14 protein-coding genes are annotated in these 23646 nt (G+C 69.5%); 6 read left to right on the top strand and 8 right to left on the bottom strand.

All coding sequences use genetic code 11. The annotated features are described in order from the left end of the window. Window positions 1-13: 13 nt before the first annotated feature. The 3 genes from H1A17_RS34400 to H1A17_RS13175 all read right to left on the bottom strand — a co-directional run bounded on the left by H1A17_RS34400 (window position 14) and on the right by H1A17_RS13175 (window position 2137). Window positions 14-520: a hypothetical protein gene (locus H1A17_RS34400; protein ID WP_228543472.1), complete on the bottom strand. Its 507-nt coding sequence runs from the start codon at window positions 518-520 to the stop codon at window positions 14-16. A gap of 232 nt (window positions 521-752) precedes the next feature. Further along, on the bottom strand, window positions 753-1667 hold the full coding sequence (locus H1A17_RS13180) for a DNA-processing protein DprA (protein WP_194821978.1): 915 nt from the start codon (window positions 1665-1667) through the stop codon (window positions 753-755). A 308-nt stretch (window positions 1668-1975) separates the two neighbouring features. After that, window positions 1976-2137 carry a hypothetical protein gene (locus tag H1A17_RS13175; protein WP_194821977.1) on the bottom strand — a complete coding sequence of 54 codons (162 nt, stop codon included), beginning with the start codon at window positions 2135-2137 and terminating at the stop codon, window positions 1976-1978. Window positions 2138-2312: 175 nt separating this feature from the next. Here H1A17_RS13175 and H1A17_RS13170 point away from each other — a divergent pair, with 175 nt between their 5' ends. Both H1A17_RS13170 and H1A17_RS13165 read left to right on the top strand, forming a co-directional pair. Beyond that, window positions 2313-3176, top strand: coding sequence for a helix-turn-helix transcriptional regulator (locus H1A17_RS13170; protein WP_194821976.1), 864 nt, complete (start codon window positions 2313-2315; stop codon window positions 3174-3176). Further along, window positions 3176-3376: a DUF397 domain-containing protein gene (locus H1A17_RS13165; RefSeq protein ID WP_194821987.1), complete on the top strand. Its 201-nt coding sequence runs from the start codon at window positions 3176-3178 to the stop codon at window positions 3374-3376. Before H1A17_RS13170 ends, H1A17_RS13165 begins: the two co-directional genes overlap by 1 nt. A gap of 367 nt (window positions 3377-3743) precedes the next feature. Here H1A17_RS13165 and H1A17_RS13160 read toward each other — a convergent pair whose 3' ends face one another. The 4 genes from H1A17_RS13160 to drmD all read right to left on the bottom strand — a co-directional run bounded on the left by H1A17_RS13160 (window position 3744) and on the right by drmD (window position 13165). Beyond that, window positions 3744-4553, bottom strand: a complete 810-nt coding sequence (locus tag H1A17_RS13160; protein ID WP_194821975.1) for a hypothetical protein — start codon at window positions 4551-4553, stop codon at window positions 3744-3746. Window positions 4554-4742: 189 nt separating this feature from the next. Continuing rightward, complete coding sequence (locus tag H1A17_RS13155; protein WP_194821974.1) at window positions 4743-5816, bottom strand: restriction endonuclease; 1074 nt, start codon at window positions 5814-5816, stop codon at window positions 4743-4745. 24 nt (window positions 5817-5840) lie between these two features. Beyond that, window positions 5841-9977 (bottom strand): Eco57I restriction-modification methylase domain-containing protein, encoded by a 4137-nt coding sequence (locus H1A17_RS13150; RefSeq protein ID WP_228543470.1) that lies wholly within the window; start codon window positions 9975-9977, stop codon window positions 5841-5843. Continuing rightward, a complete protein-coding gene (gene drmD / locus H1A17_RS13145; RefSeq protein WP_194821973.1) occupies window positions 9977-13165 on the bottom strand; it encodes a DISARM system SNF2-like helicase DrmD in 3189 nt (1062 codons plus the stop codon). The genes H1A17_RS13150 and drmD overlap by 1 nt, the downstream gene beginning before the upstream one ends. A gap of 235 nt (window positions 13166-13400) precedes the next feature. On the opposite strand from drmD, the gene H1A17_RS13140 reads away from it, so the two are divergent. Continuing rightward, window positions 13401-13781: a hypothetical protein gene (locus H1A17_RS13140; protein ID WP_194821972.1), complete on the top strand. Its 381-nt coding sequence runs from the start codon at window positions 13401-13403 to the stop codon at window positions 13779-13781. Beyond that, window positions 13781-17392, top strand: coding sequence for an AAA domain-containing protein (locus tag H1A17_RS13135; protein WP_194821971.1), 3612 nt, complete (start codon window positions 13781-13783; stop codon window positions 17390-17392). The genes H1A17_RS13140 and H1A17_RS13135 overlap by 1 nt, the downstream gene beginning before the upstream one ends. 82 nt (window positions 17393-17474) lie before the next feature. Here H1A17_RS13135 and H1A17_RS13130 read toward each other — a convergent pair whose 3' ends face one another. Continuing rightward, window positions 17475-21569, bottom strand: a complete 4095-nt coding sequence (locus tag H1A17_RS13130) for an Ig-like domain-containing protein (protein WP_194821970.1) — start codon at window positions 21567-21569, stop codon at window positions 17475-17477. Window positions 21570-22362: 793 nt separating this feature from the next. On the opposite strand from H1A17_RS13130, the gene H1A17_RS13125 reads away from it, so the two are divergent. Together H1A17_RS13125 and H1A17_RS13120 are read left to right on the top strand one after the other, a co-directional pair. Continuing rightward, entirely contained in the window at window positions 22363-23175 is an 813-nt protein-coding gene (locus H1A17_RS13125; RefSeq protein WP_145918046.1) for a helix-turn-helix domain-containing protein, read from the top strand. 206 nt (window positions 23176-23381) lie between these two features. Further along, window positions 23382-23615 (top strand): MbtH family protein, encoded by a 234-nt coding sequence (locus H1A17_RS13120; protein WP_145918047.1) that lies wholly within the window; start codon window positions 23382-23384, stop codon window positions 23613-23615. The last annotated feature ends 31 nt before the right edge of the window (window positions 23616-23646 follow it).

Here is a 23646-nt window from a genome sequence, read left to right as displayed (position 1 = left end):
CTGTCGTATTTGGTCAGTCAGCTTCGGCTGTGCAGCGGCTGGTGTCGAAGACCGGGTCGGCGATGGCGCTCATCAGTCGCTTTGCCGGCGGGTAGGTCGGATCGACGTGACGGCCGAGGACGATCGCGGCCACAGAGGTGGCACCTGCAACCTTCAGGGCGTGGGCCAGTGACTGCACACGGGCACCTGTGGTCCAGGTGTCTTCGATGATCAGTGCGTGGACGGGTAGGCGGGAATGGGGCAGGGCTGGTGTGAACCAGTCGGCGTGGAAGTCGTGATCGTCTGGTCCGTAGCTCGGGTTGACCGCGCTGGTGATCCAGGGGAGGCGGAGCTGACCACCCACAAGCTCGGTGAGTGGATGTATGCCGGGGCGGACACGGGTGCTGGGGACGGTGATGACGTGCGTGGGTGATGCACCGGTACGGGCCGTCAGGCAGGCGATGTGGTCGCGCAGGAAGAGCAGCAGGAGAGCGAGCAGATTCCGCTGGGCCTGCTCGGACCGGGCCGTGCCCTTGTACATCCGGAGGTTGTAATGATGCTGCCAGGTGCGGGGCGAGTAGGAGATCGGTAGAACAAGGTCCGCGAGGACGCCGTTCGACAGGGCCAGGTGGGACTGACAGCGGAAGCAGAGCGAGTAGCCCTCGCCTCGGACTCCGCGACACGTGGGGCAGATCCAGGGGTACGCCGGCAGCGGGTTGCGTAGGTATCCGCGCTGGACTTCGACGTACCGCCGGATGATGACCCAGCGTTGGTCAGCTGAGGGCGAAGTCAGGAAAGTTCTCCAGGCCGGCTTCGGTGGGCTGGTAGCTGAGGATGTCGTCGACGGCTTCCAGGAGTTGCGTGGTGCCGTGCACGACGTAGACGCCGGGGTTCTCGGCGAATGCCTTGGCCCAGTCGCACCGCATGACCTGCCCCGTCAGGACGACGGGGCGGCCGTGCTGGAGCGCGAGCCTGGCCTGGATTCGTGCTCCACTGGTCTCGCCTGCCTCGACGACAACCGTCGCAACCGCGTAGCCGCTCATGATGGCGTTGCGCATGGGGAAGCTCTGTCGGCTCGGCGGGGCGTCTGGCCAGAACTGGGAGATCACCAGCCCGACATCGGCGATGTGGTCCTGGAGGCGTCTGTTGTCTGCCGGGTAGTAGCGGCGGATGCCGGTGCCGATGACCGCGACGGTGCGCCCGCCTGCTTCCAACGCTGCGGAGTGAGCGGCGGTGTCGATGCCGTTGGCGAGCCCACTGACCACGGTCACCCCACGCCCGGCGAGGGTGGTGGCGACCGCCCGGGCGATCCGTAGCCCGTCGCTGCTCGCCTTACGGCTGCCGACGACGGCCACCGCCCGGTCATGAACCCGTAGGTCGCCTCGGCTGAACAGCAGCGGCGGCATCTCGCGGATGCCGAGCAGTTGAGCCGGGTAGGTGGCGTCGAAGAAGGCGTGTACGCCGATTCCCTCCGCCTGCCAGCCGGCAATCTCGGCGGTGGCAGTGTCGATCAGGTCGGCGGTCGACTCTGCCTGCGGGAAGAGGGTGTCGCAGTGGCCGACCGTGCGGTCGAGGACGGCCTTGGCGCTGCCGTTCTCCTGGATGTCCAGGGCAGTCTCTGACCAGCTTGCCTGCGGGCGGCGAAGGAGGGCGACCAGGGCAGCCCGCTCGATCATCGCCGTGTCCATGGGCACGATCGTAGGCCCTGACGTGCCGTTCCGGCTCAGCCATCCCGGTGGCTGCTGCTGGCGGAGATTATCGACGGACACCACGGGTCGAACATATGTTCGATTCCTGCGAGCGTCAAGGTTCAGCACGAGGTGGCTGGTTGGTCGGCAGGGACCAGGACGGTGCTGCTGGACCAGTCGATGTCCTCGTGCGCGATGGCATTGTCGGGTTCGTCGTCCTCGTCGAGCGTGGAGTAGCAGGCGTAGTAGCGGCCGAAGCCGAAGCCGTAGCCGCCGGCCGCCAGGGTGGTCAGCGCCCAGGGGCGTAGCTAGTCGCGCAGCTTGTCCGCGGCCAGCCGGTCGACCGGCACCCGGACGACACCGAGCAGGTCGTACCACTGGTCGGCGGTGCCGGCGTCGACGATCTGGCAGAGCGAGAACGCGTGCCGTACCTGCGGTTCCTCGTGGACCCACCTGACCTCGTTCGGCATGATTGCCTCCTCGTCTGCGATGCAAAGCTCGTAGCAGGAGCTTTGCCGACCTCGTCGTTTATATCAAGTCGACATGGCTTGGAGTTTCGTTCTAACATCATCGGCGAGGTAGCCGCGGCAGGGACAGGAGGGGATAGCGATGACACCAAACACGTCAAGGGTGCGCCGCAAGTCGGTGGCACCACTTCAGTCGCCCACCGTGCAGGCGTGGGAGCTGGGGATGCGGCTGCGTGAGCGCCGTGAAGAGGTGGGGATGACAGCGGTCGCGGCGGGCCGGGCGAGCGGCATCACGCAGGCGTACATCTCGGGGGTGGAGGCGGGGCGGGTCAAGCTGCCGGGCGAACGACTGGCCCAGCTTGTCGCGGCCTATGAGATCGACCCGGGCGAAGCCGCCGACCTGGAGGGGCTGCGGGTCGCGGCCATGCAGCGGGCCTGGTGGCACCAGTACTCGCAGCTCTTCCCGGCCGAGTTCCTGCGCTTCCTCGGCTACGAGGCGGGCGCCGACCACGTCCGCAGCTACCACAACGAACTCCTGCACGGGCTGTTGCAGACCGAGGAGTACGCCCGCGCGGTGATCCGGGGTGGCAACACCTACGTGCGGCTGACGGAGATGGACCGGCGGGTCGCGGTGCGGATGGCGCGGCAGCGGCGGCTCGACGGCGACCATCCGCTGCGGCTGACCTCCGTGATCGCTGAGGGCGCGTTGCGGCAGCAGGTGGGCGGCCGGGAGGTGATGCGCGCACAACTCGACCACCTCGACCGGCTGCTGACCGAGCGGCCGGAGCAGTTCGAGATCCGGGTGATGCCGTTCACCGCCGGGGCGCATCCCGCGCTCGGCGGCCCGTTCCAGATCCTGTCGTTCCCGTCGCCCCGGCTGCCCGACCTGGTGTGGCAGGAGGTGCTGACCTCCAGCGACATCATCGACCAGTCCAGCCGGGTCGCGGACTACGTCGTCACGTTCGCCGAGGCGCGGGAGCGGGCGTTAAGCTCGGCGGAGTCGCTGGTGCTGATCCGGCAGGTCGCCAAGGAGATGACGTGATGGCCGCTCCCGCCACCCCCGATCGTGGCTGGTTCAAGTCCTCCCGTAGCTCTGACAACGCGGCCTGCGTCGAAGTGCGGTTCGTCGGTGGCGGGGTGGACGTCCGCGACACCAAGGACCGCAGTGGCCCGATGCTCGCGTTCGACGGCCGCTCGTGGGCCAACTTCCTGACCAGCCTCAAGGTCGACCCGGCAAGCTGACAGCCTTGTTAGTCAGGACTGCCACGCCTGCGGCACTGGCGGCCAGGAATACGAACCTGGCGCAGCTTCGGGATCGCGAAGTCGATCGTGCCCGCGTGGGTGTCCCACTCATCGCCTGCAATATGTTCGGCGACGCGCCCTCGATCTACCCGCGTAGCGGCTCAACAGGGGCTCGCGCTCTCTGGAGTGGCCATCGCGTTCTCCTCTCCTTCTCTGACTTGGTTGTCTTTAAGGATCGACGCGATGGCCGTCTCTCATCTACACAATAGGCCACCACGGGCAAGTCGTACGCCACTCCCGTGGACGAAACCACCGGTGTCGGATGCAAAGTTGCTCGTCAGCGCCAGCAGCGCCCAGCTCGTGGCGGCTACATCCTGCGGTCGCTTCGGAGCGGTTCTGCGGATGGATCGCCGGCCAAGGGCACGCGGGCGGCTGCGGGGTGGCTTCCACCGAGAATTTTCCCGAGTTCAGCCTGCGCGCCGTCTCCCAGCAGAGACGGATTCTCCTCAATCAATGCCGTGATAGCAGACCAAAGTTGCTCCGCGGTAAGCGCCTCCACCATGCTGCCCACTTCCAGAAGGCCGTTGACGTCTTCGATTTGGGCTTCCCGGAGGATTCTCAGCTGCTCCTCGCTGTAGAGCCGAGTCACAAGGGCCGCAAGGAAGCGGTTGCGCGCTTCCTTGGTGCTCATACTGGCCTGGCACGCCTGGAGAGCGGCGACAACTTCCTGCCTTTCGTTCGACGGTGCGGGCTCTGCCATTGCGGACTGTTCGGCACCGCCGTCCGGCCGTCCGGGCACGCGGGACTTGAGCCGATTCCATCTCGACACCACAGTCGGTGCCGCCTGCTCGGCTAGCCATCTCGCCACGTGCGGTCTGGCCTTGTCCGCAGCTGCGGCAGCACCGGCGATAAGTAGGTTGCCGAGCAGGCCGATTGCGTGGTCCGACAGTGACGGCTCCTCGCGTGTCACCGGTCCGCCTGATGGGCTCGATCCCATGTGGTAAACGAACACCACCGGCGGATCGTCGTCCTCTTCGTCGATGTCGCTCAGTGTGACCTGGCCGAGCTTGTTAGTTTTGTCTTCGCGAGTCAGAGGGCTGTAGCCGCCGGGTTTCTTTTGCGACTTCGAGAGATGCGATCCGTCGTCGTACTCAACCCACATCTTTTTCTTAGGCATTCGCCACCGTCCCAGAAAGTGATTCAATCGCATTGTTAGTGCCAGGAAGCGCCGTTGCCTTGGGCCGAAGACGTCGGGGCGCAGCGCGGTAGATGTCTGCGACACCGAGCACCGCACCGGCCCGGTCCTCGCCTTCGACGGTCGCTCATGAGCCAGCTTCCTGACCAGTCTCAAGACCGACCCGGTAAGTTAGGGCGTCTCCTCCTCGACCAGCACCCACACCTGCTTGAGGGGTAGCTCCGCGCGAAGCTCGTCCGGAAGTTGGAGGTAGTTTCGGCATACGGCGTCGATGAGATCGTCGGCGTCCCAGACGCGGATGCGGAAGTGCTGGTTGATCAGCAACGCGCGGGCGTTCCCATTGATGCCACCCCAGGCCACGAGCAACGCCTGATCCGCACCGTGGCTACCCAACGCGCCCTGTAGCTTCTGCACCACGTCGACGCCGACCGGGTTGGCGTCGCTCTTGACTTGAACGACCAAGCGGGGGCTGTCCAGGCCGAACGGCCCCCGGCCGGCGAATACGTCCACGCCTCCGTCGCTGGACGCCTTCGTCACCGTGCAGGTGAAGCCTTCCGCAGTGAGTACGGCGGCGACCAGGTGTTCGAGTTTGTGCCCGGCGTAGTGTTCGATCACCGTGCTGGTGATGCGGTCGCGCGCGTAGCGCTCCACGTCGACAGCCGGTGAGGCGTCTGCCTCCACATCGCCCGCTTGTGGCACGTCGGGCGCGACTGGTGCCGCCTTGCCAAGGGTGGGCCGAGCGCCGGGGTCATGGCCCGACTCCAACACCTTGGTCATACGCCACGCGCCATCGTTGCGGCTGACCTCACAGATGGTGAGAAACGCGCCGAGCGTGTAGAGCAGATCCTGCTTGATCGCGGTCCTGGGGACGTCCGTACGCAGCCATTGCACCGGTCGGACGTGACGGCGCTCCGGGTCCGGATCGGACAGGTACTGGTAGTCACCTACTACTCTGCCAATGGCAATCTGACCAGACATCTTCATGGGCAACACGACGATGTCGCCCACCGCTATACGCTCCCGTAGCGCCCACAACTGCCCGGTGTAGTTGGCTACCAGGTTTGCCTTGGCCTCGGGAAAGCCGGCCCGCACAAGGTCGCCCACCGACTCGCGAGTGGTTGCCTTCGTGAGGTCGTTGACCTCCCTGAACCCGCCTCCGGCGACCTGGTTGTCGAGGGCCCAGCTCACGCGCTCGCCGTGCCGACCCGCTCGCACCAGCCATACCCGTGGAGTCGCCGCAGCCATCAGACTTCCTTACTGTTTCCGTGCTCAGAAGAGGGCGTCGGGGAGAGGGAACAGGCCGTCGTCCAATGCGGACTCTAGCGCCGCCGGGGCCGCTTCGGACTTTGCGCGCGGTACGGCCTCGGTCCTCTTCTGCGGCTTGCGGCGGGTAGCGGCCTGTTGGGGCTTCTCCTGCTCGTGGCGCTGGTGGTTGAGTTCGAGGAGTAGATCCAGCACGTCGACCTGGACGGTCGGGGCGATGGTGAACCGGGTGCCCTGGCGGGTCTGGTGGAAACCGTGCCCCAACGTGAGGTTGAAGCCGTACGCCTCGGCCACCGCCTCGTCGATCTCGACGTGGATCTCCCGCAGGTGGCGGATGTCGGCGCTGGTGACCTGCTCATCGTGGACCAGGTTGTAGAGTTTCGTCAGCCCCAACTCGCGCCCCAGCATCACCGACCGCCGATACGAATCCAACTCCGCCCCGACCCGCTCCATCCGGCTGGTCATACCTGGCTGTGGAAAAGTCTCATAGCAGTCTGACGGAATGAATCGTAGGTCGCTCTTCATGCTTGCAGAGTTCTTTGCGGTCCACAGGTATTGGAATTCGCTGGATATTAGGGTTAGTTTTGCGGTGCTAGATGTTGCAAACACGACGAGTGACTGGGATAGCGTCTGGTTTGCGGGCACAATAGCGGGAATTTGCGTGCGGCTTGTCTGTGCGATGACGATCACACGGTCAAGGCCTTCGATCGCGCGGTGTAGGGTCGGAGTTCTTCCAGCGTACTGCCACCACCGCTCCCTTCGTCCATAAATCTTACTGCTGGCCCGAAAGGGTTTGACTTTGCGCTCCACTATACTAAAGCAGTCGGGATATCTCTGGGCCTTTTCGATTGGCCAATCTCGAAAATTGATAACCCATCGGCGTGCTGAGCAGTCTGGCTGAGTGTTAAGGTCTTCCCCGTTCAAAAATGGGAAGACGACCTCCGAGTTAACATGATTGTTGCGAATCAGCTCGCGGGCCTGATCCTGTTCGAGGATGAATCCGTCACCGAGAAGATAGGATCCGATGAACGCCTCGTTAGCATGCTTCCTTAGCCGGTGCGGTTTCCCAGTCACGCGCGACTCTGCATCCAGTGATGGGGTGATGGCTCGCACCGGGTGGCCATCAAGGACGCGCTCCTCTGCGTTGTCGACGTGGCCGACCCAGAGCAGCGACACCTCTAACGAAGCAGTGCCTGGCCAGGGCTGTGACTTGTTGGCCCGATAAATAGCCCAGCGTTGATCGAGCACTATTTGGTCGAGGCCGACCTCCCGGGTGTCGCCCTGGGCGATCGTGTTGGTGGCGATGATGCCCACCCGTCCTTTGCCGGTGACGCTGAGGTTGCGCAGCAGGAAGTAGGAGCAGAGATCCGCGCTGCCCCGCTTCCCCCGGCCGACCCGCTCGACCAGGTACTCGCGGACGTCTGGCCCGATCGCACCGGTCAGGCGCTGGCCGCCGACGAACGGCGGGTTGCCGATGACGGCGTCGAAGCCGGCCCGGTTGACCACCTCGGGGAACTCCAACGGCCAGTGCAGCGGCCGGATCGGTTCCGGCCGGGAACCGCGCAACCAGTCGGCGACCTTTAAGGCAACCCGCTGTTCCAACTCCGTGTCATACGGCCCGTCGAGCAGGCCGTACACGTCGTCGCTGAGGTCGAGCAGACGGCCGTCGTACTTCGTCTCCGGGTCGTCAGTGTCGTCCTCCGGGTCCCACGGGCGGCGTTGGGGGCGGACGGCGGTGGACAGCGCCGCGCCGACCACCGCGTCGGCGGCCAGCCGCAGCCCGTGGCCGAGCTGCTCGACCTGGGCGAGCGTGGCGGCCTTGTCGGCGGCGTCCCGGGTGTCCTCGACGACGGTCGCACCGATCGACTCGCGTAGCGTGGTCATCTCGCCGACCGTCCGGTGCAGCCGGTCGACCAGGTCGCCGAAGAAGCGGCTGTGCTGGTAACGGCCCGCCTGCGGGTCCAGGTGGAAGGCGGTGAGCTGGTCGACGGAGGTGATGCCGATCAGCGAGTCGCCCCAGCGCAGCGCGTGGTCGAGGAAGCCGAACGGTTTCCCCTTCGCCAGGGTCACCAGCCACAGCGACAGCTTGGCCAGCTCCACCGCCATGTCGTCGCGGTCCACCCCGTAGAGGCAGCGGGCGGCGACCAGGCGACGGGCCGTGAGCAGCAGTTCCTCCCGGTCCGGGTTGCCGTTGGCCAGGTCGGCGAACTCGGCGGGGAGCCCGTCGCGTTGCCAGGCCCGCACCAGCACCTCGGCGAGGTAGCGGCAGGCCGCCACCAGGAACGCCCCGGAGCCCATCGCCGGGTCGAGCACCTTGAGCCGCAGCAGCTCGTCGGCGGTCCTGGGCTGCCACAGCTTCTCGTCGGTGACGCCCTGCGCCGGGCCGGGAGAGAAGCAGAGTGGGGCGAGGGTGTGCCGGACGACCTCCTCGGCCAGCGGGCGCGGGGTGTAGTGGGTGCCCGTGTTCCGCCGGTCGCCGAACTGGGTGAACAGCACCGAGCCGGCGGGGAAGACCGTGGGCAGGTCACGCAGGTCGGCGCGGAGCAGACCCCAGAACGGGCGTACCCGATCGGTCAGGTCGGCGTCGTTGTCGCAGGCCGCGTGCAGCGCGGCGAGCTGGTGCGGCGCGGGCGTCGCGGCCAGGGCCTTCGCCGCCTGCCGGACGGTGAGGTCGCAGCGGGCGACCAGCCAGACCCGCAGCTCCGCCTCACCCCGGGCGGCGGCGGCCTCCAACTCGGCAAGCGGCAGCTCCGGCTCGCGCTTGCCGAGCAGACCGACGTACGGCTCCCGCACCCGGGCGCAGGAGAACTCCAACAGACCCTCGTAGACGTGGCCGAGCTGCTCCACGCCGAGGCTGGAGTAGCTGAGCTGCTCGGCGGCCCGGCCCCGGTGCCGCAGCACCAGCAGGGCGTCCAGCATCTCGTGCACCACCCGGTCGGTGACCGCCGCGTCGACCAGCCAGGGAAACCGCCCCGGGTCGAACAGCGAACCACCGTGGGCGGGAATCCGCAGGTCGGGGTGCTCGCAGCCGTCGTACACCGCGGCAAAGAGGGCGAGCAGCCGGGGCCAGGCGGCGGTACGACGGTCGCCGACCTCGTCGCTGTACATGTCACGCGCCGTGCGGAGCTGACCGTGCAGGGTGGACGCCGCGTACGCCTGCGCGTAGAGCGGATCGGCCACCGGCAGCAGCCGCTGCTCCTCGGCATAGAGCAGGAAGACCAGCCGCATCAGCACGGTCAGCGAGCCCCGGTAGATCTCCCGGTCGCTGACCTTGCCGAGCAGCATCCCTTCGGATTCCCGGTCCAGCCGGGCCAGCTCGCCGACGAACAACTCCACCGCCCGGCGGACCTGGTCGCCCAGGGTGGTGGTGATCTGGGTGAGCGCCTCCGCGCTGCGGACGAACAACCCGGCGAGGCCGGTCGACGGGCGGCCGTCGGCGTCGGTCGGCGGGACGAGCACCCGGGACGCGGCGAGCAGCGTCGCGAAGCCGCGCAGCAGCGCCGGTTCCTCCAGCCAGAGGTCGGCGTCGAAGACACCCACGCCGGTGGGCTCCCCCCGGCGGGCGTGCACCAACGCCCAGTGCTGCCCGTTGGTCACCAGCGCCAGCGGTACGCCGGTGTCCCGGCACACCTGCGCGGCCTGCTCGATCGCGCCCGGCCGGTCACCCCGGGTGGCGGTGAGCGAGGCGGCGAAGGGCAACCGGTGTACGTGCAACCGGTCGGCCCTGCCGCCGCCGGGCTGCGGACCGGACAGCACCACGTCCGGCCGGAAACCGTCGACGCCGGTGACCTGGACCGGGCCGTCGGCACGGGCGCTGGCCGGGTAACGCAGCAGCTCGCCGAGGATCAGCTCGACCCAGGCCGGGCCGAGCAGGTCCGGGGCGTCCTGCACCTCGGCCCAGCCCCGGCGGACCCGGTCGCGGACGTCGTCCGGCACGGTGTCGAGGCCGTGCGGCAACGTCTCGACGAGCACCGGCACCGTCAGGAACGGCCCCTCCGGGCGCAGCAGGCCCAGCCACTCGGCGTGCTGCTCGTCGATGGTCAGCGCGGGCGGTCGGGGCCGTTGCGTGGGCGGTCCAACCGCCCGGCGGCCGGTGCCGGCACGGGGGGACGATCCTCGGGACTGGCGGGGGATGGCGGGCATCAGCGGGCACCTCGGGCCAGGGACGCGGGGACCAGGAAGGTGACGGCGGCCGGGAACCAGCGGGGCGTCGGGTCGGCGTAGCGACGACGCAGCGCGTCGCTCTCCCGCTCCCGCTGCGCCGGGATCTCGCGCAGCCGGGCCTGCAACGCGTCCCGGTCGGCGTGCAACTGGTCGCGCTCGACGGTGAACAGGGTCGGCTGCTCCCAGTGCGGCTCGTCGGCGAGCTTGCTGCGGATCGAGGATTCCAGCTCGGTCAACACCGAGCCGATCGCGGTGACCTCTTCCTCGCAGCGGCGGGCGAGCAGCCCGCGCAGGCTGCGGGCGCGCTGGTCGGCGCGGGTGCCGAGAGCCCGACCCAGCGGCCCGGCCAGTGTCGGCCACAGCTCGGTCAGGCTCTGCCGGACCTGCTCGGCGGGGACCTCGTCGGTCGCGGCGGCGAGCAGCGCCTCCAACTCCTCCTGACGGACCCGCGTGAGTTTCCCACCCTCGATCGGGCCCCCGGCGGTGACGATCTCCTCGTGCAACCGGGTGCCCTCCGCACCGGTGACCACCACCCGGCCGTGGGCGATCAACGCCGGGCTGCGCAGCAGGTCACCCGCCACCACCCGGGCGGTGACCCGGCTGAGTTTCGCGTCGCCCGACCCGGCACCGCCCCGGGCCTGGGCCCACAGCTCGGCCCGGAGCAGGCGCAGGCACATCTGCACCAACTGGTGCCCGAGGTGCATGAGCACCACGTCCGTACGCCCCACCGCCGCGTCCGGATCGAAGGTGATCGGCCGTTCCCGGCCGGTCACCGGGTGCAGCAACCCGTCGTTGCGCGCGGTCGCCCAAGCGCCGGGCAGCTCGGGCAGCCGGAACCAGGCACCCGATGCGCCGGCCGGAGTCGGTGCGTCGAGCAGGTCCCGGCGGTGGGCCAGCCGTAACCCGGTGCGGACCACCCGCTCCACAGTGGCCGGGGTGAGGTTCAGCTCCGCCCGGCTCCCCTTCAACGTGTCGGTGAGCCGTTGCAGGTCCCGGGCCAGGTCACGTTCCACCCGCAGCCGGGCCCGGCTGGCCCGCCTGTCGATCTCGACGTCGGTGACCCGCCAGTCGGTCTGCTTGCCGGTCATCTTCTGCTCGACCTGGGCGGCGATTACCTCACCCGCGCTGCCCAGGTCGGCGCGGATCGCCTCGACCTTCTCCACCGCCAGCCGCAGGAACGCCAGCTCGTCCTCCAACGAACCGGTGGTGTAGTCGACCTGCTGCCAACCGGCCGGCACGAAGTGCAGCACCTCCACCCGGGAAGCGCGCTGACCGTGCCGGTCGATCCGGCCGTTGCGTTGCTCAAGACGGTTGGGATTCCAGGGGATCTCCCAGTGCAACAGTCGGTGACAGTGCCGTTGCAGGTTGATGCCCTCGCTGGCGGCGTCCGTGGCGAGCAGGACCCGCACGTCGTCGAGGTCGGGGTGCTCGGTGAAGACGTTCTTGACGTGTTCGCGTTCGTCCGGGTCCTGCCCGCCGTAGAGCAGGGCGATCCGCTCCGGCGGGTAGCCGGCGCTGAGCAACCGCTCGTGCAACCAGCGTTGGGTGTCGCGGTACTCGGTGAAGATGATCACCCGCTCGTTCGACCACTCGCCGCCGGGTCGCACGAGCGGGTCCAACCAACGATGTAGTGCGGCGAGCTTGGCGTCCGGCCGCTCCTGCGCCGAACGTGCCCAGGTGCGCAGCTCACCCAGGAGCGCCCGTTCCTCGGCCGACAGCGGGGCCGCGTAGTGCCGGACGGTGGTCAGGGCATCCGCCTCGGCGCTGCCGTAGGCGGCGTCGTCCTCGGCCGTCTCGGCCAGCCGGTCGATCACCGGTTGCAGGACCTTCTCGCCGGCCGCCCGGTCCCTCGCCCGCACCGGGTCGTCGGCGGCGGTGTGATCCCGGGCGGTCATCGTCGCCAGGTGGGTTTCCACCGTCTCGGCGAACGCCTTCGGCGACGAGAAGAGCCGGCGCTTGAGCAGGGTGGTGACGAAGTCGGCGGCGATCTCACCGGCCCGTCCGTCGGCGTTCGTCCGGCGGCTCGCCGCATAGCGGCTGAGCTGGGCGTGGGCGTGCCGTTCGGCGGCCGGGTAGTCGACCTCCAGATAGCCCAGGTGCCGTGCCGGGAACCGGGGGGTGCCGTCCCACTTCGGCGGCAGCTCGCTCTTGAGCCGCCGCACCATCACCCGGGCCAGCTGCTCGTCGGTCGGCTTGACGCCCCGGGCAAACCGCTGGTCGTCGAGGAGCTCCAGCAGCGCGGTGAACGACTCGGTGAAACCGTTGTGCGGGGTGGCGGAGAGGAACAGCCGATGCTCGCAGTGTGGGGCGAGAGTGCGGATCGCCCTCGTACGCTGCGAATCCACCGCGTACCGGCCACGGCCGGACGGCGCACAGGTGTGTACCTCGTCAACGACCAGCAAGTCGAAGCTGCGCGGATAGCGGGGCATCGCCGGCAGCACCTCGCGCAGCAACCGCATCGGCCGGTCCCGCTTGAGCCAGTCCACGCTGACGATCAACCGGGGGTAGTGCGTCCACGGGTTGGTGTAGAGACCTCGGGCGCGGCGCAGCTCCCGCAGCAGCGGCGCGTCGACGATGCGGAAGTCGAGACCGAACTTGTCGCGCATCTCGTCGCGCCACTGCCGGGTCAGCCCGGCCGGGCAGACGATCATCATGGTGCGGGCCCGGTGCCGCAGCATCAGCTCCTGCATCACCAACCCGGCCTCGATGGTCTTGCCGAGACCGACGTCGTCGGCGATCAACAGGTTGGTCCGTGGCATCGACAGCGCCCGGACCACCGGGTCGAGCTGGTAGTCCTCGATCTCGATGCCGGAGCGGAACGGGGCCTGGAGGGCGGTCCGGTCGGCCGAGGCGATGGCCCCCCAGCGCACCGCATCCAGGAACGCCGCCAACTGCCCGGGATCGTCGAACCCGTGCCGAGGGTCCGGCAGCGTCGCGCTGTCGTGCACCCGCCGCCCTGGCTCCAGCTCCCAGACCACCCGCAACTCCTCGTCGCGGGCGTCGTCCTCGATGCTGACCAGAGTGGCCAGGTGCGGGGTCACACCGGTGAAGACGTGCGGGTCGCCGCTGGTCACCTCGCTGCGGACCACGTCGGCGACGACCCAGCGCCGGTTGCGTACCGTGACGAGCTGGCCTGGCGCCGGAGGGTTGTCGATCGCCGTGGTCATCCGGCTCGAACCATCGGTGTGCTCCTTCGGCCCATGTGGGCGTCGTCCCTGATCCGTCGAGCGTTCCGGGGATGTAGGCGCTCAAAAGGCAGACAGAAACCGTAATCTACGTTGGACGTACGTATGATCCACATAGGAAGTAGCAGACTGTCGGTTCGATCGGCTAGCCGACAGACACTGCCCGACGCCTACCGATTTCCGTAGTTTGGTCAGCACCGCTGAGCCAGGAGGTTGGATGTCCCACGTCCGCATCCGGATCGACTTCACCCCGCTGGTCGATGACGACGAGTTCGTCCTCGGCGAGCTGACCGAGGAACTGGCGGACGACCTCCGCGAGGTCGGTGAGGTGGAGCGCGTCGAGCGGCCGGTGACCGATCCGGAGACGAAGGGCGCAGCCGAGCTGGCGCTCGGCGTCGTCACCGTGCTGGCGGGCACCGACCCCGGCTATGTGCAGGCGCTCGTCGACGTGGTGCTGGCCTTCCTGCGACGGCACACCGGTCGCCGGGTGCACCTGCGGGTCGGCGACATCGAGTTGACCATCGACCGGCCCACCCACGCCCAGACCGACGAACTGATCGCCACGGTGCGGGCGGCGATCGAGCGGACCCGCCCCTGATGGGCCGGCACGCCCTGCTGATCGGCACGACCACCTGCCACGCCGACCGTGAGCTTGCCCTCCTGCCCTCCGTACGCCAGGACGTGGCGCAGTTCAAGGCGCTGCTGGACGGCGCGGGTGAGTTCGACTCCGTACGCGCCGAGATGGACCTGCCGGCGACCCACCTGCGTCAGATAGTCGAGGAGTTCTACGGCGCGCGGAGCCGGGGGGACCTGGCGCTGCTCTACTACTCCGGCCACGGCGTGCTGCACGGCGACGGGCAGTCCCTGTTCCTGGCCGCGACCGACACGGTCAGCGGGCAGTTGCACGCGACCGCGTTCGACACCGACGGCACGCTGCGGCACCTGCTCAACAACACCAAGGCCGCGCAGAAGGTGGTGCTGCTCGACTGCTGCTTCTCCGGAGCGTTCACCGCCCGCAACCGATTCCAGGGCGGCGTTCGCGAAGAGCCACGCCGCCTCAAGCGGGAGCGCGGCACCTTCATCCTCACCTCCAGCACCCACCTGAAGGCGTCGAAGGCGCAGGGGCCGGACCGTCCGTCGGTCTTCACCGAGGTGCTTCTCGACGGTCTGCGGGGTGCGGCCGAAGGGCCGTCCGACGACGGTTGGATCACCAGCAACGACCTGTCCCGCTGGACCCTGACCGAGATGGCCCGGCGTCGTCAGCACACCCCGGTCGAGTCGAGCGAGGGCGTCACCGAGCCGATCAGGCTGGTCGCGGCACCGGGTTCCGCCGCCGAGGCGAGGCAGGCCGCCGTCGTCACGGCGAGCCCGGCCGACAACGCGCCGTTCGACGCGGACCAGTGGCGTCGCCTGGTCACCTACTACGTCAACTGCATGCAGCGGTCGACCGTCCTGCAGTCGTTCATCGACCCCAAGGCGGCCGGGACCTATCTGACGGCCCCGCCGGGGCGCGAGGCCGTGTTCACGTCCGAGTCGCCCGTCCGGCTGGGCCGCATGGCGGCCAATCTCGCCGAACGGGCTCGTGCCGATGGTCGGGAGTTGCAGTACGGCTATCCGGTCGTCGTCGTCCAGCCGGACCGCAAGCGGCAGGTCCGGCTCGCTCCGCTTCTGGTCTGCGACGTCACCGTCGGCGCGGACGACGTCCTGCACGCCTCGTTCCCGCCCCGCCCCAGCGCCGCCCTCGTCGATCTGCTCCAGCTCTCCGAGGTGGAGGCCGACGAGTTGGTGCAGCGCGTCGAGCAGGCATTCGTGCCGGGTGACCCGGAGTCCCTCACCGCCACCGTCGATGTGCTCGTGAAAACGTTCGGGTTGAACCCGGTGACGGAGATTGATCCGGCGACGCTCGGCGGCACCATCCGCTCCGGACCCGTCAACGGGGTGCAGAACGCCGCGATCCTCTACGCCGTCGACGCCGCCCAGTCGCCGCAGCGGCAGCTCGTCGACGACCTGCGCGGCATGATCAAGAACCCGAGGCTCATCGGAGGTACGGCGCTGGGCGCGTTGGCGCTCCGCCCCGACGAGGCAGCCGTGCCGCCGGTCGTGACGGTGGCGACGAGCGCGGTGAACGAGGCGCAGGAAGAGATCATCCGGGCGGCGATGTCGCAGCCGTTGACCGTGGCCCAGGGGCCGCCCGGCACCGGCAAGAGTCAGCTCGTCACGGCCCTGCTGGCGACCGCCACGGCCGCCGGCCAGAGCGTGCTGATCGGCTCCACCAGCAACCAGGCCGTCGACTCGGTGCTCCACCGGGTGACCGACATGGTCGGCCCAGGGTTGCTGATGCGGACGGGCAACCAGGAACACCGCCAGCAGGAGCCGAAGCACCTCGCCGACATCATGGCCGCCTATCCGGCTGCGGAACGGTCGACCCTTCCTGACGACCGGACGCCGTTGCGCGAGTTGCGGATGCTGGCCGAGGAGGCCGCCGGTCTCCGTGCCCGGTTGGACGAGCGACGGTTGCTCGAACGCGACCTCGCGGACCTGGCCGCCGAGCGTGACGCCGACCCGGATGACCGGGACGCCGGCCTCGGCGCGGTCCCGCTGCCAGCCGACGACGCCGCGCTGGCGCAGCTCGTCCGACTGACCGATCGGGCGCTCGCCAGCAGGTGGTTCGGCTGGTGGTACCGGTGGCGGCTGCGGCCGTACCGGGTCGTCGACCGGCACGGTGTCGAGGCGCTCGCCGAACGTGCGGTGTTCGAACTGCGGTGGCGGGAGAGCCTGCGGCGACTGGCCGGGCTGCCCGACGCCGAGGCCACCTGGCGGCGGCTCGTAGAACTGATCGGCACCACCCGGCCCGCCCTCAGCATCGACCTGCTGCGGGCGCAGATCGCCCGCCGGGTGACTGCCGGAACGCGGCTGTTGCAGGACCGGGCCGACGAGATGGCCCGGCCACAGTCCGACAGTTGGGCCTACTTTCCGGAGCTGCTGCGGGTGCTGCCCGGCTGGGCGGTGACCGCGTTGTCCGCCCGGCGGTTGAAGAGAACCCCCGCGTTGTACGACCTGGTGGTGATCGACGAGGCGGCACAGTGCACCATCCCCGCGATCCTGCCCATGCTCTACCGCGCCAAGCGTGCCCTGATCATCGGTGACCCACGTCAGCTCGCGCCCGTCGTCGACCTGCCCGAGGCCGACGACGTCACCGAGCGGGCCCGCGCCGGGCTGAGCACCGGTTGGCTGACCGCCCGTCGGCTGACCTACACCGCTCATTCCGCCTACGACGCGTTCGCCGCCGCAGCGAAGGCCACGCATCTGCTCGACGAGCACTACCGGTGCCACCCGGATATCGTCGACGTGCCGAACCGGGAGGTCTACCAGGGGCGACTCACCGTGCTGACCGATCCGGCCCGGTTGGCCGCGCCGGCCGATCCGGCGGTGCGGTGGCGCGATGTTCCCGGACGGTTCAGCCCGGGGGCGACCGGGTCCGGGTACAACCAGGTCGAGATCGACGCGGTCGTCGCCGAGGTGAGGGACCTGCGGGGGGCGTACCCGGACGTCTCGATCGGGGTGGTCACGCCGTTGGCCGCGCACCAGCGTCGCCTGGCGGCCGCCCTGAACGCCGCCGGCCTCACCGACAACCTGCTCTGCGCGACGATCCACAAGTTCCAGGGCAGCGAGCGGGACATCATGGTCGTGTCGCCGGTCGGGGCGCACGGGGTGCCGGACCGTACCCGGGGCTGGCTGGCCCACCAGACCAACCTGTGGAACGTGGCCATCACCCGGGCCCGGTCCCAGCTCGTGGTGGTCGGTGACCGGTCGTGGTGGTCGGCACAACGGGGTCTGCTGACCGCCCTGGCGCTGGTCGGCGATGCCACCGGGGCCCGACCGGGCGCGGATTCCGTACCGGCGGACCGGCTCCACCGCGCCCTCCGGCAGGTGGGACTCACCGTGCGGCGTGACGTCCCCATGGCCGGGCAGACCGTCGACATCGTGGTGCGGCGCGAGGATGCCGAGCTGGCGGTGGTGGTCGACGATCCGGCCGGCGATCCCGAAGGGAGAGAGCTGCGTAAGGTGCTCGCCCGGCTCGACGTCACCGGCGGGTCCTACCCCGTGCGCCGGGTGCCCGTATGGCGGTGCCTGGCCGAACCGGAGCAGGTGGCGGCGGAGCTGGCCGACGCCCTGCTGCCGTCGGCGCGGGAGTGGAACGGCGGGTAGGCCCTGCCCCTCCAACAGGAGGGGCGGCAGCCGACCTGACGGCACCGGAAGGACCCACCGGGGTCCTTCCGGTGCCGGACCGTCACGACCTGGTCAGGGTCACCTGCACCGTCTCACCCGGGCTCTGCCCGGCCGCGTTGGCGAACCCGACGGTGAACGCCACGTCCAGCCGACCGGTTTTGACCAGCGTCTGCCGGTACGCGGGTGCCACCGTCACGGTCACCGTCACCGTGTTCGCCTTGGCCACCTGCCGGCTGACCCCCACCACCTTCTCCCCGCTGAGGGTGAGGGTCCCGGCGGTGTTGACCGTCGCGGTGAGCGTCGCCGTACCCGAGGTGGGGTCGGCTTCCACCTTGTCGATCCGTACGGTCGGGGCCGGGGTTGCCGGGTCGACCGTGCCGACGACCGGCTTGGACAGCGTCGACTGCCCGGACGAGTCGACCACCATCGCCTGGAACCTGACCTGCTTGCCGGCGTCCTTCACTGCCGGTGTCCAGGCGAACAGGTAGGGGGCGGTGGTGGTCGTGCCGACCAGGGTGCCGTTGACGAACAGGCTCGCCGAGGCGATGGCGTGGTCGTCGGTGCCCCGGATCAGCGGATGTACCGTCGACCCGACCCGGAGCACCGCGCCGCGTCCCGGGTCGGCCACCTCGGCCGAGGGCGCGGCGTCGGCGACCCGGCCCACCGTGGTCGGCACCGCCGGGGGCGGCGTCGGCCGGCGCTTGGTGACGGTGACCGTGGCGCTGCCCGTGCTGTCCGCGCCGGAGATCGCCTCGACGCCGGTGGCCGGGACCGCCGGTCCGCCCGGCACCGGTTGCCCGCTGCCGAGGTAGCTGCCGGTCAGCGCGAACGGGGCGCCCTCGCGTACGGCGGTGTTGTCGGCGTTGGCGTTGTAGACGGCGAACCCGTTGCCGGTGAGGACGTTGCGGAAGCCGGTGAGCGCCCCGGCCGTCTCGGTGCCGGCGTCGGTGAGCAGGATGCCGTACGACCGCTGGGGTGCGGGCGGGTAGTAGTTCCCGGTGATCCGGCTGGTGTTCACGAAACCGTCCGTCCCGCCGGTGTACGCGATGCCGGTCTGCGGGAACCGGCTGTTCGGCTCGCCGGTGACCACGGTGCCGGTCACGTACCCGTGCTGGCGGATGCCGGAGCGGACGGTGGTGTCCGGGGTGCCGTCGCGGCCCCGCGCGCCGTCGAAGAGGATGCCCCCGGACTGGTAGCCGCTGACCACGCTGCCGGTGACGGTCAGCTCGCTCTCGACGGTGCCGGTGCCCGCCCCCCGGATGATGCCGGTCTTGACGATGCCCCAGCCGTGCGGGTGCGCGGCCAGTTCCTCGTCGGTGGTCGCCACCCGCAGCGGGCCGACGACGCTGTCCGCGACCCGACCGGCCGCGCCGAAGTACGCGATGCCCGCCTCGGCCCAGACGTCGCCGGAGGTCACGGTCACGCCGGAGAGGTCGAGGAACATCTCGTTGGTGTCGGTCGAGCCGAGCGACTGCCGGGACACGGTGATCACGTTGCCGCCGCCGTCGCGCAGGTACGGCTGGTCGCCGGCCAGGTTCCCCAGCGACGGATCCGGCGTGATGGTGACCTTGTCCGCGCCGGCTCCCTTGATCTTCAGCGGCTTGGTGATGGTCAGGCCGTTGCGCGCCCCGCTCTGCACGGGGTTGGACGCGTGGTTCACCGGGGTCGACGACTCCTGGTAGACCCCTGCGCAGACCACGATCGTGTCCCACGGCGACGCGTGGTCGACGGCGGTCTGGATCGACGTGAACTGTGCGTTCGGGCACTGCGTGCGGTCGTCGTCGACCGTCCACGTGGTGTTGCCCTGCGGGTTCGCCACCGGGTCGACGAGCGCGACGTTGCCCGGGGTGTTGTCGTAGCCGGCGAGGTAGGTCGCCGGGTCGGGGCCGCCGAGGGCGGACGGGCCGTGACCCGCGCCGTCGGCCCGGTCGCCGTCCGACAGGAGCTGCGCCCCCGCGTCCGACTCCTGGAAGCGGACGTCGGCCAGCTCGATCGAACCGGACTTCGGCATGTCGCCCACCCCGAACCGGAGTTCCAGCTTCGCCAGCGCGCCGACGTCGACGCCCTGCGCCGCGAACTCGGCGAGCGGAACGCGGATCTGGTCGAGGACGACGTGGGTGTTCGGGGTGTTCGTGCCGGTCGACATGTGCAGGGCGTTGCCCCAGCGGGGGTCACCGGCGTCGACGGTCCCCTCGCGGCCGGCGGCGTCGCGCAGCGCGATCACGAACCGCTGGGTCGTCGAGGCCGGGTCGTACGAGGTGGGCTTCTCGTTGGGCCAGACCGGGTTCGTCGGGGTGCCGTTGACAGTGGTGTCCCTGGTGTTGTCGCCCCGGTTGTCGGCACCCGGGTTGCGGGTGTCGAAGAAGTTCACGGCGGCGCTGAGCGCCAGCGCCCGCAGGTGCCGTACGTCGCCGGACGCGGCCGGGATCGCGGCGGTCAGCGACGCGGTTGAGCCCGGCTCCCAGGCGAGGGTGAGCTGGCGACCGTAGGAGTGGTTGACCGGGCTGTTCTCCCGGGTGCCGTTCTGCCCGCCGAGCGCGCCCGCCGCCGGCAGCGGGCAGGGCTTGGCGGCGGTCGGCAGCCCGGTCTTGCCGAGCTGTGCCGGGGCGAAGTCCTGCGGCTCCGGGTTGCACCAGTCGTACCCGCCGGGGGTGGTCGCCGGTTTCGGGGTGACCCCGGCGGCCTGCGCGTACGGGTCGGCGAAGCCGGTGCCGGTCAGGGTTCCGCCGAGGGCGTTGCGGGTCAGCGGGTTGGCCACCTCGGGCCGGATCACGTCCACCCGCTCCTGCGGGGCGGCGAAGTAGCTGGTGTTGACCCGCTCGTCGCAGCCGATCGCGGTGCCGGACGGGCTGGTGGGGCAGGCCGACGCCGGCACCTGGAGGCCACCCGGGGTGTTCGCCAGCTCCCCGGTCAGGTAGGGCTGGAACGCGCCCTCGCCGCCGACGTAACGGCGGAAGAAGGCGGCCATCGTGGCCAGGCCGAGCTTCTCCTGGTCGCCCATCCGCGCCGCGTCGCCGGAGAACTTGGTGTTCACGGCGGGGTTCAGCGGGTCGGAGTTGTCGATGGCGTAGTTCAGGGCCGGGTCGGTGTAGCTGGCCGCGCCGCTGAGCCGCAGATTGTGCGGGTGGATGTTGTTGGTCGCGAACGGCGCGGAGTTGCCGCACGCGGCGTCGTTGTTGGCCTGGCCGTCCGCGCCGCCGTCGGCGTACCAGACGGTGTTGTACCAGTTGTGGATCGCGCCGAGGTGCTCCACCTGGATGCGGGGGAAGGGGTCCCCCGGGTTGACGTACTGGCTGCGCTCGAACAGCCGCGCGCCCTGGAGGTTGGAGACGTCGCCGTCGCACATCGGCAGGATCGTCAGGTACGGCATCCCGTACGGGGCCTTGCGCTCGTAGTCCACCGGGGCGAGCGAGATGACCCCGCGCAGCGGGTACCGCGGGCCGTCGGTGCGGATGCGGTTGTAGTCGATGAAGCTCGACACCGCGTCACCGCCGCGCGAGTGTCCCATCAGGCCGATGCGGGTCAGGTCGAGGCGGCCGGCGAGCGTGGTGCCGACGGTGGTGTGTTCGTCGACCGGCAGGCCGCCGGGGCGGTTCGCCGCGCTCAGCGCGTCCAGGGTTGCGGCGATGAGCATCCGGCGGCTGTGCATGCCCTTGCCCTTGTTGCCGTCCTGCCGCATCATCAGCTGGTCCTGGGACACCGAGAAGGTGGTGTAACCCCAGGTGGCGAGGTTCTCCGCCAGGTAGGCGTAGCCGTTCTCGTTGTGCTTGAACTGGGCGCAGGTGAGCTGGGCGGTGTTCTGGCCGGAGTCGCACGAGCCGTGGTTGCCGTGCACCAGCACGAGCACCGGCGACGGCGTGGTGCGCCGGCTGAAGTTCGGCGTGTGGAGCTGGCCCCGGATCTCGATCTGCTCCGGTGCCTGCGCGGTCCCGGCCGTCGGGTCGGCGCCGGAGGAGTTCGGTTCCTGGATGCTGGCGAGGCCGAACTTGGCCTCCTGGACGGCCCGGTGGCCGAAGGGGCCGCGGGCCGTCGGGTCGGGCAGGTCGGTCGTGGCCGCCGGGGGCGGCGCGGCGGCGGTGGGTGACGCCGCCGAGGCCGGTGCCGCCAGTGCCACCGGGGCCGTCACCGCGACGATCACCGAGAGGAGTATCGGCATACTCCTCGATGTTCGTACCTTCAAAGCTGTCTCCCTGGAGCGAGTTGAGCATTCAACGGTCGGGAACGTTAACCAGCTCTCGTTTCTCCGACGTTTCCTGCGGCAGGCGTTTCGCGGGTCGGCCGAACCCTTCCCTACCAGGGGAAATGCGCCCTCGACGGGAACCCGGCGGCAACTCTGACGATTGGGACTCCGGCCTTCTTCGTGACTCATTTCCGGGTCACGGAACGGCGGGACGGATGCCCGCTCCGGGTCGCCGCCAATGGTGGGGATTTCGACGGTTACGGCTACCGGAGAGGTCGCTCCGTCGCTATCGGTGGACCGGCGGTGGGCCACCGGAGGTGAGGTCTCCCGGGATTACGGATGGGTCGCTAACCACCCAACACGCTTATCACGGGCAAGTCGTGCGCCACTGTGTGGAGGCGGCCAAGCGGTGCAGTACGGACAAGTGCCCGGCGGGCCGGCGCGGGCCGCGTGAGAGTTTCCTGCTGAGTGACCAGACAGTGATGTAATCGAAACATGACTATTGGTGGCCGGGTCCGGAGCCGGTAGCATCCACATTCGTGGCGGTCGCTGGACACGATTGTGCCGGCGGTGTCACGAGCGGCTGTCGACCATTTGGTCGAATGCTGCCCAGGATCTGCCGGCCCCGGTACCGGGCAACTGTGGCCGAGCGGTTCGTCCCGCTTCCGGCTCGCCGTAGAGCCGTGTGAACGGTGGCCGGTGCCCCAATTCGGCCGGGCCCCGTTCTGGAAACAAACATTCATGGCGGCTGCGCCAGAACGAGGGAGAAATGGTTGCCATCCGGCAGGTCTCGGCGGACCAGAACAGCGAGTTGGCCGCCTGCGTCAAAGCCTGGCGGCACCGGCTTCCGCCGGATGACCACCAGGTCGCCCGAAGACGTCGGGGACGTCGGTCCAACGTCACCCAGGAGGAGATCGCGGAACTCGTCGGGGTGAGCGTCGTCTGGTACAGCAACCTCGAACGCGGCGTACGCGCCAACTACTCGGACGCCTTCCTCGACGCCGTCGCCGGGGCGCTGCGACTCGACCGGCACGAGCGGGAACTGCTCTACCTGCTCGCGATCGGCCGGATGCCCTCACCCGCGCCGGCCGGCACCTCCCCGACCGTCCTCGGCACCGCCCTGCGCCAGTTCGTCGAGGGGCAACGCTGGGCGACCTACGTGCTCGACCGGTACGCGCGGGTGGTGCTGCACAACGAGGTGTGCGAGTCCTACTATCCCTGGCTACGCACCGATCCCAGCTATCCGCGCTGGCTGTTCACCGACGCGGACGCCCGTCGACGGCTGGTCAACTGGGACACCGACTGGGCGGCGCCGCTGCTCACCCAGATGCGCATCGCCCAGGCGCTGCACCCGCAGGACGCCGGGATCGCCGCGCTCGTCGACGCCTGCCTGGAGACCAACCCCGAGGCCCGCTGCCTGTGGGCCGCCCACCCCGCGTCCGGGCGTACCCTGCGGTCACGGCGTGGCATCCGGCTGGCCAGCGACCACCGGACGACCCTGGTCGACGTGGTCACCCTCACCGACCCGAGCGCGAGCGACCTGCAGATCGTGTCGCTGATTCCGGTGGCCGAAGCCGCGTAGCCGCCGTTCCCGCGTCCCCTCCGCCGTCGGTGAATTGCACCCCGGCCGGTCCGGCCCGCCCCTGTGTCCCCGGTGAGGGGCCCCAACTGTCAGTTTAGGAAAGTGGCAATTTCTGGCCGCCGTCCGCACCGCCGGGCAGGATTCTCCACGCCGCTTCCGGAGGCTTTGTGGACTCCTGCGGCCATCGATGCGGACCGGAGGCGGACATGAATCCATTCGACGATGCGGACGGCACGTTTCTGGTGCTGGTGAATGCCGAGTCGCAGCACTCGCTGTGGCCGGAATTCGCCGAGGTGCCGGCGGGCTGGACCGTGGCATGGGGACCGGGCGGTCGGGACGAGGCACTCCGGTACGTGGAGGAGAACTGGCAGGACATGCGGCCGAGAAGCCTCGCTCTCGCGATGGCCCGGGCCGATGACGCCACCCTTCGTACCGAGTAATAGCACCACCGATTCGCCGTGGCGCAGCAGG

This window comes from Micromonospora sp. S-DT3-3-22, assembly GCF_015354745.1.
Taxonomy (GTDB): Bacteria; Actinomycetota; Actinomycetes; order Mycobacteriales; family Micromonosporaceae; genus Micromonospora; species Micromonospora wenchangensis.
Note: the sequence above shows the minus strand (reverse complement) of the source record. Positions and strands in the feature narration are given on the sequence as shown.

What these genes read in the sequence shown, in the direction of transcription:
- H1A17_RS34400 (WP_228543472.1), bottom strand. Translation starts at nt 520, where the DNA reads ATGTACAAGGGCACGGCCCGGTCCGAGCAGGCCCAGCGGAATCTGCTC.
- H1A17_RS13180 (WP_194821978.1), bottom strand. Translation starts at nt 1,667, where the DNA reads ATGGACACGGCGATGATCGAGCGGGCTGCCCTGGTCGCCCTCCTTCGC.
- H1A17_RS13175 (WP_194821977.1), bottom strand. Translation starts at nt 2,137, where the DNA reads ATGCCGAACGAGGTCAGGTGGGTCCACGAGGAACCGCAGGTACGGCAC.
- H1A17_RS13165 (WP_194821987.1), top strand. Translation starts at nt 3,176, where the DNA reads ATGGCCGCTCCCGCCACCCCCGATCGTGGCTGGTTCAAGTCCTCCCGT.
- H1A17_RS13160 (WP_194821975.1), bottom strand. Translation starts at nt 4,553, where the DNA reads ATGCCTAAGAAAAAGATGTGGGTTGAGTACGACGACGGATCGCATCTC.
- H1A17_RS13155 (WP_194821974.1), bottom strand. Translation starts at nt 5,816, where the DNA reads ATGGCTGCGGCGACTCCACGGGTATGGCTGGTGCGAGCGGGTCGGCAC.
- H1A17_RS13150 (WP_228543470.1), bottom strand. Translation starts at nt 9,977, where the DNA reads ATGCCCGCCATCCCCCGCCAGTCCCGAGGATCGTCCCCCCGTGCCGGC.
- drmD (WP_194821973.1), bottom strand. Translation starts at nt 13,165, where the DNA reads ATGACCACGGCGATCGACAACCCTCCGGCGCCAGGCCAGCTCGTCACG.
- H1A17_RS13140 (WP_194821972.1), top strand. Translation starts at nt 13,401, where the DNA reads ATGTCCCACGTCCGCATCCGGATCGACTTCACCCCGCTGGTCGATGAC.
- H1A17_RS13135 (WP_194821971.1), top strand. Translation starts at nt 13,781, where the DNA reads ATGGGCCGGCACGCCCTGCTGATCGGCACGACCACCTGCCACGCCGAC.
- H1A17_RS13130 (WP_194821970.1), bottom strand. Translation starts at nt 21,569, where the DNA reads ATGCCGATACTCCTCTCGGTGATCGTCGCGGTGACGGCCCCGGTGGCA.
- H1A17_RS13125 (WP_145918046.1), top strand. Translation starts at nt 22,363, where the DNA reads ATGGTTGCCATCCGGCAGGTCTCGGCGGACCAGAACAGCGAGTTGGCC.
- H1A17_RS13120 (WP_145918047.1), top strand. Translation starts at nt 23,382, where the DNA reads ATGAATCCATTCGACGATGCGGACGGCACGTTTCTGGTGCTGGTGAAT.